Here is a 13,413-nt window from a genome sequence, read left to right as displayed (position 1 = left end):
AACATTACACCGTTATTTGTAGCTAATACGCACTCCAATAGCACTTTAGTTCAGAGCGCCATCGCACCATTCATCACTACTGTTAATCTCAAATATTAAGATTGTCTACGCATATCACAGTGCCCATAAAGTACCTGATTGCTTTTATATAAATATTAATGATAATACGTTTTACTACCATTAATAATTAAGGTGCCCGCGTGCTTGACTCCAAGGTTTCAAATGGAAAAACTTACCAATGCCAACACAACGGCGTTCACCATAATGATGAGGAGCTATTACTAGATAAGCGCACTCACTCTGTGGTACTCAATTACTTGCCAAACAAGAAATCTGTTCAGTTAACAAGCATTCAATTTAAGCTGCTGCAAACTCTCACTCACCATCAAGATCAAGTACTTAGTAAGCATTTTCTTTACGAAACAGTACTAAAACGTGAATTTACTGAACATGATCGAGCACTCGATATGCACATGAGCAGAATGAGAAAGCGTCTAGTTCACGAAGGCGTTCCAACAGACAGAATTCAGACAGTCCACCGCCAGGGTTACATTTTCAAGCGCTCAGACAATCAACAGAAAAATTAACGCTAATTGGCCCAACTTTTGGTAATTGACCGCTTATTTTGCTTTAATTAATGCAAATTCGAATCACGTAAAATAACTCAATGAATTTGCGCTTAATTTTTACACTTTGCATTGCTACTTTGTTTGCCGGCTGTGCAACCTATGCTGGTCTTAACTATGACCAACTGTTTGGTCCACAGCTCGTGCGTGAACGCACAGTTGACGTGGAAACCCCTCAAGCAAACTTCTTCCAAAGCGAAGTTAAACCCATTATGGATAACCGCTGTGTCGTCTGCCACGCGTGCTACGATGCACCATGTCAACTTAAGCTCTCTTCTGTTGAGGGCATTGACCGTGGTGCGAGTAAAGCACTGGTATATGAAGGAACAAGACTCACAGCCGCAGCACCAACACGCTTATTCGAAGATGCAGAAACAACCCAAGAGTGGCGCGATGCGGGTTTTCATCCGGTTCTCAACGAACGTGATCAAAGCATGGCAGCCAACATTGATGCAGGCCTTATCGCACGTTTGCTACAACAAAAAGAGCGCCACCCATTGCCTGACCAAGTCCAGTTAGAAGGCTTTGACTTTTCGATAGACCGAGAGCAAACCTGTCCAACGATTGAAGAATACGAGCAATACGAAAAGGATAACCCGACCTGGGGAATGCCTTTTGGTATGCCAAACCTATCAAACAGTGAATACCACACACTCATGACTTGGTTGGAAAACGGCGCAATAATGAACGTTCACCGACCTGTTAGTGAGAAAGAGCAAGCGCAAATAGATAAGTACGAAGCATTACTTAACCACTCTGATTTGAAAAATCAGCTGATGGCTAGGTATATATATGAGCATTTGTTTTTATCTCATCTCTACTTTTCGGAACTCGATGAAGATCCCCGATTCTTCACGCTCGTCCGCTCTGCTACACCACCAGGACAGCCCGTCAAACGTATTTCAACGCGTCGCCCGTACGATGATCCAGGGGTTGAACGTGTGTTTTATCGAATTATTCCAGAGCAAGGGACCATAGTAGATAAAACTCACATGCCATTCGCGTTAAACAAGCAACGCATAGAGAACTGGAAAACTTGGTTTATTGATGCTGATTACATGGTTAGTCAGCTACCGAGTTATGAACCAGAAGTTGCTGCAAACCCGATGACATCATTCATCGACCTTCCAGTGAAGTCGCGCTTTAAGTTCATGCTAGATAATGCACAAAATACAATAATGGCATACATCAAAGGCCCAGTTTGTCGTGGCCAACTGGCATTGAATGTTATCAATGATCGCTTTTGGGTGTTTTTCCTTGATCCAGATAAAGCAGACATCCCAGAAGTAAATGAGTTTTACCGATCTCAGGCTGATAATCTAAAACTACCGGCAGAGCAAGAAAGTAACACGCTACCTGTTACCAACTGGGTCAAGTACGCGCGTCAACAAGCTCGCTACCTAGAGGCTAAATCTGAGTTCACTAATAACTGGTTTAAAGAAGGTGAAAACCTATCCACCGATGTAATTTGGGATGGTAATGGCACCAACCATAATGCGGCATTAACGATATTCCGCCATTTTGATAGTGCTTCTGTTGTTCAAGGGTTAGTTGGTGAGCAGCCTAAAACAGTGTGGATTCTTGACTACGCGCTACTAGAGCGTATCCACTATTTGCTTGTTGCTGGGTTTGACGTTTACGGTAACTTCGGCCATCAGCTCATGACACGAATGTTTATGGACTTCTTGCGTCTAGAAGGCGAAAGTAACTTTATCTCGTTGTTACCCGCCGATATGCGCCATGAACTTCAATCTAGCTGGTATAAAGATCAAAGCCCGCAGTTGAGTGACTTTTTACAACGAAATGTGAAGCCGTTTAACCAACCAACCAGCGTTCAGTATAAGAGTGACGATCCAAAAACGGAGTTGGTGGAGTTGTTGAGCGAACATGTTTCAGATGTGCTTCTGCCTCGCTACGAAATTCAAGACACGGCTCTTTCTGCGAGTAGTGAAAAGCAACTAAAACGTATTGACCACGTTCGTGGTGAAGGCCTAAAAACCGTTCCGCAAATCACTATGCTTATGGTGAGAAGTCAATCAGGGGAAGATGAACTGTTCACCTTACTTCACAACAATGCACACACAAACATCTCTAGCTTGTTTGATGAAGAAAGTAACCGTGACTTTGCTAACGATGATATGACCATTGTACGCGGCGTTGTGGGAAGCTACCCTGCGGCATTTTTCTCGATCAACGAAAACCAAGTAAAAGATTTTGTCGATCAATTTAGTGCCATCCAAAACGAGTCCGATTACGTTAAGTTATTGGATAATTTTGCGATTCGTAGAAGCTCAGAAAAATTCTGGTCATTTAGCGATCGTTTACACAATTGGTACCGTACAAAACAACCGATCGAATTTGGATTACTTGACTATAATCGTTTTGAGAATCGATGATGATTTAAGGGGGTTCTCATGGGTATCCGAGATAACATTGCCGCTCTTGAACAACAGATTTACGTTGCTTGTTCTGAGGGAGACTACGAAACGGTCAATATGCTTGAGCATCAACTCGAATACTTACGTGGCAAAGTGGAACATCCTTTTGATGATGACCCTTATGCCCTAGACACTCGATTCGAGTGGGAAGATGACATGACCGAATAGAAAAAACCTCCGGAAAGCCGGAGGTTTTTTTATTTTCAATGCTCGATGGATTACTTCGCCATTAACTCATCCAGAGCTTGAATTGATGCAGACACTTGAGAAACTAAATCATCTTTAGTCGCATTATAGGTATCTAGAGGTTGAGGCGCGGCTTCAATTGCTTGGCAAGCGTTCATTAACGCAGTTAGTCCTAAACTTCCTGCACTGCCCTTTAATTTATGGGCAAGGTTCTTTACTTCTTTACTATCATTGTCCTCAGCAGACGCTTGCAGCTTGCTTAATACATCGGTGCTGGTGGCTCTAAACAGATTAATAATGTGCAACATCTTATCTCTGCCCAAGATTTTCATATCGGACTCAATCACGCTCGGATTAATGATAACCACATCGGGTTCCTTTATTTTAGGTGCTTGAACGATCTTTGATTGTAGCTCTTGTTCTTGAGGTGAAATTTGATCAAACGGGGTACAGTCGGCATTTTGTGGCAACAACAACGGCTTTCCGTCTAGCGCATCCTGAATCAATGCCGCGAGTGCCTCTTTTGCTAATGGCTTAGGCAAGTATCCGTCAAAACCAGCGGCTAGATAGCGCTCAACTTCTTCCGCAAAAACGTGTGCAGACACTGCAATCATTGGCGTGACGGCAAGCGCTTTATTGGCCGGCTTATTACACTCAATCCGCTTTAAGCGTTGGATCAACTCAGTTCCATCACAATCAGGGAGGTTGATGTCGACCAAAGCGATATCAAAATCTTGTGTGCTGATCAGTTGCTCTGCTTGTGAGCCGTTTTCTGCCATCACGACTTGATGCCCCATGCTTTCTAGAAAGCCTTCCGCGACCACTCGGTTGACTTCATTATCTTCTACTAGCAAGACCTTTGCTTTCACTTTGCAACGTGCGGTTGCCACGGTTCCTGTTTCAACAGGTTCGCTTTCCTCTAACGGAATAGAGAACCAGAATCGGCTACCATTTCCCTCTTCGGAATCGACTTCTAAAACACCGCCCATCGCTTCAATGATTCGCTTACTGATGGCAAGTCCAAGCCCCGTACCTCCAGTTTGGCTCATCCCACCTTCAGCTTGCGTGAAGGCATCAAACAACGTTCTCTGATATTTTTTGGCAATTCCTATTCCAGTGTCTGATACTTCAAACAGGACTTGCGACTCGTCCTCAGGGTTCAGGCTAACGTAGATATCAATTTCTCCTTCGTCAGTGAACTTAATCGCGTTACCAACAAGATTGTTCAGCACCTGACTGATTCTGGTGACATCCCCTTTCCAGTAGCGACTAACATCACTTTCAATATGGTAGGAGAACAGCAGCTTCTTCTCTTGTGCTCGACTGTTCATTAACTGGAAAGTGTCCTCCACCATTTGGTGTAAATCGAAGCCCATGTGACGAATTTCTAAATGCCCCGCTTCAATCTTGGAGTAATCCAGTACATCATTAAGGATCGCGAGCAACGTTTTACCACTACGATTAATGATTTCCGCATAGCGTTTTTGAATTGGGTTGAGGCCTGAGTCAATCAGCAAGCGTGCTGTCCCCAACACTCCGTTCATTGGCGTTCTTATCTCATGGCTCATCGTCGCCAAGAATGCCGATTTTGCTCGGCTCGCTTGCTCTGCTTGCTTGCGAGCTTTAGCGTGATTCAAAACCTCTTCATTCAAACGGCGGTTGGCTTGTTTTAACTGCGAAGTGCGTTGCTCAACAAGCTCTTCTAAATGCTCTTTATGCTCCTCAAGCTCTCGCTTGGCTTGAGCTTCACCCTCTGCTACCACTTTTAGTGCTTGCGCGGTATTACGAGCCGTGATGATGGCCTGCCCCATATGCGCCAACTCATCTTTGCCTTTCACTTCCAACTCAACCGCTAAGTTACCCTGTGCCACAGACAGCAACGCAGCGGAATATTCCGCTAACCGCTTCACAACAGAAAGGTACACCACACGCCATAAAATCAGCACCAATACAATCAAACCAACAATTGAAATAACGGTTAGAGACCACTGAGCGAATTTCAGTGTGCTGGTCAATTGGTCTACAGCGACGGTAGTGGTTTTGTTTGAATCATCAACCAATTTGTTGACCGTGCCATTAAGCTCTGAGAACAACTCTAATGTCTTTTGCATCAGCTGTTGTGACTGTTCGTTATTCTCGTATTGCTGCATCAGTATAGAAAATACGACCTGACGCTTACCAAGCTCTATGAGCAGTTGGCTCATTTGCTTAGAGCGCGTAGGATCTTCCACAGCGAGTACACGGCGTTGCATGATTTTGAGGTTGCTATCGAAATCACTTTGAACCTGTTGAATTCGCTCAATATTCGTTAATGTCCGAGCCTCTTCAATCTGATTCAACATTTTAAAGGCCAACAAGTGCAGTTCATGTAATCGCTCAGTCAGATCAAGATCGACCTCCACCAGTGCATCTAGCGCCTGATAAACTTGCGATTTTTTATCCGATTCTAATAAGTCATAAATATGCGTGACGTTAGCAACAGCAATGGTGCTTGTATTCTGAACTTGCGTACGAGTTAGTTGTTCTAGCTCTTCACTGAGCAGACGCATTTCTTCAACACGAGTATCTATCTCTTTTGCAAGCCACAGCTTTTTTTCAACCGAAACACCGAGTTCTGCCAAATTGTCGATAACGTTCTGGACGTTATTCTCTAAAGCTTCTAACAATTGAGAATCGAACGACTCACTCCCGAGCTCCTTGATGTGAGTGAGTAAAGACTCGAGCTGTTCGAACAGCACTCGCCCTGACTCCTTTCTTTCCTGCTCGTTTCTTGCGTTCGACAACATTTGTACAGACGAAATAATACGAGTACTCAACTCAGAGACTTGCCTCGCCTCAATCATGGCGGGAATCGCAGAATCCACGACATTTCTTTCGGTTTTGGCAACCAAAGAAAATCCAGACACACCAATAAGTGCCGATAACATGACCAGTATTGCCATCGCAATGAAAGACAACAAAAGTTTACGACCGATGCTTGCAGTTGCTAGCAGCATATTTTCATGACCTTAATGTTCGTGTTCAGCGACATATTACGTTATATTTTGCAGTGTTTACTTAATCTATGCCAACGAACTTCATTTCATGGTTAAAAATCAACACGCATTTCGCACATTTTTCAAACATTCTGCAGCCACTTTAACCCTCGTTGCTTCTTTGCCAGCGGTTGCCGCAGAGAAAATATGTGCAATATACCCTCACCTAAAGGATTCATACTGGTTGTCAGTAAACTATGGAATGGTGTCCGAAGCGAAAAGAGAAGGTGTCGAGCTACGAGTTCTTGAAGCGGGCGGCTACCCAAACAAAACCCGTCAAGAACAACAACTCGCACTGTGTAACCAATGGGGAGCAGATGCAGTTATCCTTGGGACCGTGGACCCACAGGCTTACGAGCATTCACTTAAAAATTGGGTAGGGAATACTCCCGTTTTTGCTACTGTGAACCAACTCGACTTGGATGAAGAACAAAGTGAGTTGCTAAAAGGGACTGTCGGTGTTGACTGGCATTGGATGGGATACGAAGCGGGTCAATATTTGGCAGCTCGCCATCCAAAGGGGTCAGGAAAAACCAACATTGCCTTACTTTTGGGGCCGCGAACTCGTGGTGGTACGAAACCCGTTACTGCCGGATTCTATGAAGCGATACAAGGAAGTGATATCAACATTGTTGACTCATTTTGGGCAGACAACGACAAGGAGTTACAACGTAACCTAGTTCAACGTGTGATCGATATGGGAAATATAGATTACATTGTTGGCAGTGCAGTGGCGATTGAAGCGGCCATCAGTGAGCTGCGCAGTGCCGGCAAAGCTGAGGAGATCGGTCTAGTTTCTGTGTACTTAAGTCATGGTGTATATCGAGGCCTGTTACGTAACAAAGTGCTCTTCGCACCAACAGATAAAATGGTGCAGCAAGGTCGGCTTTCCATGATGCAAGCAACGCATTACTTAAGAGGTAAAACGTATGACAAACATGCCTCACCAACCATCAAACCACTGACTCCGAAGACGCTTCATGACGACACGATCGAAGAATCGTTATCTCCGTCAGAATATAGGCCGACATTCCGTGTTAAGGCTGTTGATTGAAAGACCAAAAACGTGTTCTATTGAGTCACAACAATTTTAAAATCATACAAACGGAAACATCTTGATGCAAAAAACCATTCGTACCATGCCAACCCATAAACATGTGGCTTTGGTTGCTCACGACAACTGCAAACCTGAGCTACTTCGCTGGGTAAAAGAAAACAAAGAAAAGCTACAGAGTCACTTCCTTTACGCAACTGGCACGACAGGACACATGCTAAGTAAAGAAACTGGACTTGCGATCAAGAGCATGATCAGTGGTCCGATGGGCGGTGATCAACAACTAGGCGCTCTTATTTCAGAAGGCAAAATCGACGTTCTCGTTTTCTTTTGGGATCCACTGAATGCCGTACCTCACGACCCAGACGTTAAAGCGCTTCTTCGTATTGCTAGTGTTTGGAATATTCCTGTAGCAACGAACCGAGCCACCGCTAAGTTCCTGTTTAACTCCCCTCTTCTTGAGCAAGAAGTAGACATCGAAGTGCCGGATTACGAAGCCTATCTTGCTGAGCGCATGTAAGCTTTGATGCTAACCAAATAAAGCAAAGGCGATACCAAGTATCGCCTTTACTGTTTTTAACATTCTAAACGTTGCATTTAACGAGAAGTCACGATGGGATAGTCACCATTAACGAGCTCTTGAACGAATGCAGATCCCGCACCAGTATGCGTAATCCAAACCTTCTCTTTCGCACGTGTAATCGCCACGTAAAATAGCCTGCGCTCTTCTGCGTAAGGGAATTTGTCTTTGGACTCCGTCAACGCACCATCAATGTGAATTTGCTTCTTCTTAGCGGGGAATTGCCCCTCATCCACAGAAAGAATAATCACAAAGTCAGCTTCGCGTCCTTTACTCGCATGGCAAGTCATAAAGCGAATATCGAGATTAGGGAAACGTCGCAACCAATCGTCGAACAAATCGGGCTTATGATAATGGTTACGTCCTAGCAATAAAACTGACTTGGTTTGCTTGGCTTGTTGATTCAAGTGATCCAAGATCTTTTCCACTTGATTGCTCGGCGCGGTATGTACGCTCTTCTGCTTGCGTTGTTTGTGGCTGTTTAGTGTTTTCGGCAACTGCGATGGGTTTTGCTGCACGAATGTATTCGCTACATCACCAATCTGATTGTTGAAACGATAAGTTGTATCTAAGTGATGAACGGTAGAGTGAGCAAAGCGTTCTTTAAAGCCAGTGATAAGATCGACATCCGCTCCTGCAAACTGATAGATCGCTTGCCAATCGTCGCCAACAGCAAATAACGTGGCACCTGCTTGTTTCTGAGTGGATTCACACAGTGCTTCAATCAATGCCAGACGATCTGGAGAGATATCTTGATACTCATCGACCATAATAAAGCGCCATGGCGAGACAAACTTCCCTTTATTCACATAATCTGTCGCACGACTGATCATGGTTGGGAAATCCACTTGGTTGCTTTCTTTAAGCATTTTCTGCCACGCTGTAAAACATGGCCAGCATAAGGCGAGTTCACTATTTAAACGCGTATAGTCTTGGTGGTTTACGAGCTTTTCTTGTACTTGCTTTTTGGTCAACCCTACCGACGCTAAATGAGACAGCTGCGAATCTAGCCAAGCGATCAGTTTTGGATTTTCTGAATGGCTTCCTAACTCATCATCCCCTTTTAGGTACGCAATCGGCCATTTGTCTAAATGTTTTTGCCAACGTTTAAAGTTGGTGGGTGTCATCCAATGTTTTTTCAACCAGTCTACACACCATGCTGTTCGTTGATTTTCGTCCAACGCTAAAGGACTAATTTCGACAGGTTGCTCTTCGACTTGTTTAAGAATATACAAACCCAACTGATGGAATGTGTTTACGCGCACACCGTCTGCCGCCATGCCCACTTTATCTACTAAGCGTTCTTTCATTTCAGTCGCCGCATCACGACCGAACGCTAACATGAGAAGCTCTTCTGCTTGAGCTTGATGGCTTTGCAACAAATAGGCAACTCGTGCGGTTAAAACGCTGGTTTTGCCCGAGCCGGCCCCAGCAAGAACTAAGTTGTGGTCGTCGTTGAGTAATACCGCATATTGCTGGGATAAATTCAAAGGAGAGGATTCAATTTGATTAAACAGCATTTCCCAATTTGGACGTTCTGCTTCTAGCCAATCGCGATTACGCTCACCAAGCGCCTCAGAGGTATCAATGAGCCAAGGCTCTATTTGCGACATACGATTCGGCATTCGCATTTTGGCTTCTTCTAGGGTGGTTTTCATCTCGCTTAACTCTTGGTTAAGACTTTCAACCCAGGAGACCACTTGAGAATGCGATAAGTAAGCAGGCAAGTGCTTTAGTTTGTAAAGCTCTTCTTCCCACTTAGGTAGATACTCAGCCAGTTTTCGGCACTGAGTGTTGTGCCACTCTTGATATTGACGAACGGCCTCAAGCGCGAACTTTCGGCATTGTGGCCACGGTAAACCTTGGACTAGCCAGCTTTGTTGTTTGCCTTCGTGTTCATGAGCAAAAAACTGTAAAGAGCTCCATAATAACCCACGCTTTACGCTAACTTTGCCATTCCAGATCGTAAAAGGAATATGTTCTTCACTGCCTATCGAGCTTAATAAAACACTGTTCTCTTTTATTTCGACCTGATGGTACTCATTTTGAATAAAAAACTGTGCTTTGCTAGTGGCAGTAAGCTGCATGAAACGTGCGCCTTTTAGTTTAGAAGTTGTCGATTTATATCATTTTAAGGCGCTAAATTGTAGCAACTGCGAGCACCTAAGTAAGCTTCTTCTTCTATTCTTTAATAAAATTCACATTACTGTCGATTTAATAACCTAAAGCTGAGGTTATTTGAAGCTGGCTTTACAATCCTCAACACATGACCTGGCAGCTTTAATATAAGTCAATGACATCTCTGCTGATTTTATCAGCAACCACGAATTTTTCTTAAAGTAAATCATAAACGCGCTATAGTGGGTCTGGTAGTATTCCCCCTGTTCTTCATCGGAAACATAAGGCGCACTGTGCAAGCAACTTCTAAATTTCGGCTATATTGGGCAAACAAGACGATAAATTACAGCGTTCTTATCCTCATTACCTTACTGGGTGTGGTTATCCCAACTTGGTACTTCGAGCAAAACACGCTGATAACGCCATTAATATTAGGCGTTATTGCTGCTGCTTTGGCTGAAAGTGATGACAGTTTCACTGGACGCATCAAGGCTCTGATTCTCACCTTTCTCTGTTTTGCGCTTGCTGCTTTTTCAATTGAAATCTTGTTCGATACCCCTTGGGCTTTTGCGTTGGGATTATTTATCTCAACCTTCGGCTTCATCATTCTTGGGGCGATAGGTCCTAAGTACGCGAGTATTGCTTTTGGTTCGTTGCTGATCGCTATTTATACTATGCTTGGCGCACATGAAAGCACCAACATTTGGTTTCAGCCACTACTGCTTTTAACTGGTGCCGCCTGGTATTACTTCATGTCCATGATTTGGCAGATATTTTGGCCTCTTCAACCGGTGCAACAAAGCTTAGCCAATGTGTTCTTCCAAATGGCGAATTATCTTGATGCGAAAGCCAAGCTTTTTCACCCTGTGACCAACTTGACGCCACAACCGCTACGGATTGAAGCTGCAAAATGCAATGCTGCCACGGTTACGGCACTAAACGCTTGTAAAACCACATTACTTAACCGATCGAAACGGGGTCACATTGATGGGCCTAGTGACCGATTTTTAAATATTTATTTCATCGCTCAAGACATTCACGAACGCGTCAGTTCTAGCCATTATCGCTATCAGGATTTAGCGACCGAATTTGAACGTTCTGATGTGCTGTTTCGTTTTAAATATCTTTTGGAGTCTCAAGCCCAAGCGTGTCGTGATATTGCACTAGCCATTCAGCTAGGAAATGAATACTCCCATACCGATCAATCTATTCTGGCATTAGCTGAAGTACAGAACTCTCTTGCTTATCTAGAAGAACAAAAGCAAGGGCACTGGAAACGTCTTCTGATGCAGTTAACATATTTATTCAACAACTTAGCGACGGTAGAAAAACAACTTAATAACATTAACAACCCAGATGTCGAAGGCCTAGAAGAAGATACCCTCGCCGATACCAACCCACACACGCTAAAAGCGATGTGGCAGCGTATATCAGCAAATTTACACAAAGATTCGATGCTGTTTCGGCATGCATTACGTATGTCAATTGCCTTAACGATTGGCTATGGAATCATTCAAATATTCAACATCGACCGAGGTTACTGGATACTCTTAACCACTTTATTCGTATGCCAACCGAACTACAGTGCCACTCGCCAAAAATTGACGGCGCGAGTAATAGGTACATTAGCTGGTTTGTTGATTGGTGTACCATTGCTGACTTTTTTCCCTTCTCAAGAAAGCCAGTTAGTATTTATCGTTATCTCTGGTGTGATGTTTTTCGCCTTCCGGATGAACAACTATGGGTACGCGACTGGTTTTATTACACTGCTCGTCCTCTTCTTATTTAATCAACTAGGTGAAGGTTACGCAGTTGTCCTTCCTCGACTAGCAGATACCCTCATCGGGTGTGTACTTGCAGTAGGAGCTGTATTAGTTATTTTGCCCGACTGGCAGTCGAGAAGGCTTCACAAAGTTATGTCGGATGCGATAGAGGCAAACAAGCAGTATCTCGATCAGATCATTGGTCAGTATAGAATCGGCAAGAAAGACAATTTGAGTTACCGTATCGCTCGCCGCCAGGCCCACAATAATGATGCCTCACTCTCTTCTGCGATTAGTACGATGCTGGCGGAGCCTGGCAAATATCGCGCAGCTGTTGATGAAAGTTTTCGCTTCCTAACGTTAAATCACGCAATGTTGAACTATATTTCTGCATTAGGCGCGCACAGAACTCGCATCGAAGATGAGTCAATTCATAAACTCGTTTTAGATGCTCACCGTTGTATTCATCAACATCTGGATGTACTTCATAAACAGCTTCACCAGCATTGTGAGGAGTGTGACCTATCTAATATTGATGATGCTGGACTCGAGCAACGCTTAAATGAATGGCGCGATGAAGACGACAGCTCTGCCCGCATGGTATTGCAACAACTCCATCTTATCTATCGCATGCTCCCAGAGCTTCATTCACTTGCTAGCAAGTTTGCCGTCAGAGTAAGTTAGTAACATTCAAACCATATGTAAGAGGGAAGCGCTATATCGCTTCCCTTTTTATTTTTACGTTTCCACCTACCCCAAAGTGGGTAATTATGTACCTTCTTAGGAAAAATCTGACGTATCACTTAACACACCTTGACAATATTCGGACAAAAAGCAATCGATCAAATTCTAATCTATTTTGGTTGAATAAATATGTTGTATCCAAAGGATGAAGAATTTCGGGCAACGACGGATAAACCGAATCACGACGAAGGTATTGAGATGAACGCACAACAATTTAATGAACTTAAACAAAAGCTCAGTGATTTAACGGCAAGTCAGTTAAAGTCATTACAAGGTGAGATCAGCGTGAAACTAAATAAAGCGCAAAAACCGGTTCTATCTGGTGAAGAAAGAGAAATGCTTGCCAAACTGTTTGCCTAATCAAGTCATTGATATAAAACACTTGAACGTTTTATAAACTCCACTTATGCTCTCACTATCATAATGTTGGGAGTAGTGATATGCCTGTATCGGGAATTCAATCTGGATACCACATCGTTCAGATGTCACAACAAATGGCCGAGAAAGCTGCACATGGCATTAGCAATAATGTAAGTAAGGTAAAAGAAGAGCTTTCTGATCACAACATCGATTTAGCTGCGGTTGCGGATGTCGCAATAACAGCCTCAACACCTAGCCTTCCCTCTCAAAAAGTTGAATTTCTCATCAACCTAGCTCAAGCCGCTGGTTATAACCGAGTTGGCGCGTCTGTCATAGAGAAAAACAATGAAATCATTGGCAGCTTGCTAGACATCCACGTTTAGGCGATTTAACGTCAAATTATCGCTATTTTAATTTCCAACTATCACTATAACGTTGTAACAAGATAACCCCTTTGCTTCGTTCTTGCTTTCTATTTCGATTCAAATATCTCCTGTTTAAAATCAAGC

Annotated in this window: 10 protein-coding genes; 8 read left to right on the top strand and 2 right to left on the bottom strand. The window is 43.6% G+C overall.

Annotated elements, in window-relative coordinates:
• The first annotated feature begins 200 nt into the window (after nt 1-200).
• The 3 genes from R8N46_RS06625 (at nt 201) to R8N46_RS06615 (ending at nt 3,232) form a co-directional block, all read left to right on the top strand.
• Entirely contained in the window at nt 201-587 is a 387-nt protein-coding gene (locus R8N46_RS06625; RefSeq protein ID WP_017635365.1) for a winged helix-turn-helix domain-containing protein, read from the top strand.
• 80 nt (nt 588-667) lie between these two features.
• Nucleotides 668-3,022: a fatty acid cis/trans isomerase gene (locus tag R8N46_RS06620; RefSeq protein ID WP_017635366.1), complete on the top strand. Its 2,355-nt coding sequence runs from the start codon at nt 668-670 to the stop codon at nt 3,020-3,022.
• Between the two features lie 18 nt (nt 3,023-3,040).
• Nucleotides 3,041-3,232, top strand: coding sequence for a hypothetical protein (locus R8N46_RS06615; RefSeq protein WP_005376565.1), 192 nt, complete (start codon nt 3,041-3,043; stop codon nt 3,230-3,232).
• Nucleotides 3,233-3,282: 50 nt separating this feature from the next.
• Here the strand turns inward: R8N46_RS06615 and torS are convergent, their stop codons facing one another.
• Nucleotides 3,283-6,246 carry a TMAO reductase system sensor histidine kinase/response regulator TorS gene (torS, locus tag R8N46_RS06610; protein ID WP_115386601.1) on the bottom strand — a complete coding sequence of 988 codons (2,964 nt, stop codon included), beginning with the start codon at nt 6,244-6,246 and terminating at the stop codon, nt 3,283-3,285.
• 43 nt (nt 6,247-6,289) lie between these two features.
• On the opposite strand from torS, the gene torT reads away from it, so the two are divergent.
• Together torT and R8N46_RS06600 are read left to right on the top strand one after the other, a co-directional pair.
• On the top strand, nt 6,290-7,339 hold the full coding sequence (gene torT, locus R8N46_RS06605) for a TMAO reductase system periplasmic protein TorT (protein ID WP_081051359.1): 1,050 nt from the start codon (nt 6,290-6,292) through the stop codon (nt 7,337-7,339).
• 64 nt (nt 7,340-7,403) lie between these two features.
• Nucleotides 7,404-7,859, top strand: a complete 456-nt coding sequence (locus R8N46_RS06600; RefSeq protein ID WP_005376571.1) for a methylglyoxal synthase — start codon at nt 7,404-7,406, stop codon at nt 7,857-7,859.
• Between the two features lie 77 nt (nt 7,860-7,936).
• Here R8N46_RS06600 and helD read toward each other — a convergent pair whose 3' ends face one another.
• The gene (helD, locus tag R8N46_RS06595) at nt 7,937-10,006 is read right to left on the bottom strand and encodes a DNA helicase IV (protein ID WP_115386600.1); all 2,070 of its coding nucleotides are present in this window, start codon (nt 10,004-10,006) and stop codon (nt 7,937-7,939) included.
• 324 nt (nt 10,007-10,330) lie between these two features.
• Between helD and yccS the strand changes: the two genes are divergently transcribed.
• The 3 genes from yccS (at nt 10,331) to R8N46_RS06580 (ending at nt 13,287) form a co-directional block, all read left to right on the top strand.
• Nucleotides 10,331-12,484 (top strand): YccS family putative transporter, encoded by a 2,154-nt coding sequence (gene yccS / locus R8N46_RS06590; protein WP_005376573.1) that lies wholly within the window; start codon nt 10,331-10,333, stop codon nt 12,482-12,484.
• A gap of 189 nt (nt 12,485-12,673) precedes the next feature.
• Entirely contained in the window at nt 12,674-12,904 is a 231-nt protein-coding gene (locus tag R8N46_RS06585; RefSeq protein ID WP_005376575.1) for a hypothetical protein, read from the top strand.
• Between the two features lie 80 nt (nt 12,905-12,984).
• Nucleotides 12,985-13,287: a hypothetical protein gene (locus R8N46_RS06580; RefSeq protein WP_062731017.1), complete on the top strand. Its 303-nt coding sequence runs from the start codon at nt 12,985-12,987 to the stop codon at nt 13,285-13,287.
• Nucleotides 13,288-13,413: the final 126 nt, after the last annotated feature.

It is taken from the genome of Vibrio sp. 1874 (assembly GCF_033344395.1).
Taxonomy (GTDB): Bacteria; Pseudomonadota; Gammaproteobacteria; order Enterobacterales; family Vibrionaceae; genus Vibrio; species Vibrio alginolyticus.
The sequence above is the reverse complement of the archived record's forward strand: the minus strand, read 5'-3'. Positions and strand labels throughout refer to the sequence as shown.

Bases quoted from the DNA above. Each gene is read 5' to 3' on its own strand.
- R8N46_RS06585 (WP_005376575.1), top strand. From the start codon at position 12,674: ATGTTGTATCCAAAGGATGAAGAATTTCGGGCAACGACGGATAAACCG.
- torS (WP_115386601.1), bottom strand. From the start codon at position 6,246: ATGCTGCTAGCAACTGCAAGCATCGGTCGTAAACTTTTGTTGTCTTTC.
- R8N46_RS06580 (WP_062731017.1), top strand. From the start codon at position 12,985: ATGCCTGTATCGGGAATTCAATCTGGATACCACATCGTTCAGATGTCA.
- R8N46_RS06600 (WP_005376571.1), top strand. From the start codon at position 7,404: ATGCAAAAAACCATTCGTACCATGCCAACCCATAAACATGTGGCTTTG.
- R8N46_RS06620 (WP_017635366.1), top strand. From the start codon at position 668: ATGAATTTGCGCTTAATTTTTACACTTTGCATTGCTACTTTGTTTGCC.
- helD (WP_115386600.1), bottom strand. From the start codon at position 10,006: ATGCAGCTTACTGCCACTAGCAAAGCACAGTTTTTTATTCAAAATGAG.
- R8N46_RS06615 (WP_005376565.1), top strand. From the start codon at position 3,041: ATGGGTATCCGAGATAACATTGCCGCTCTTGAACAACAGATTTACGTT.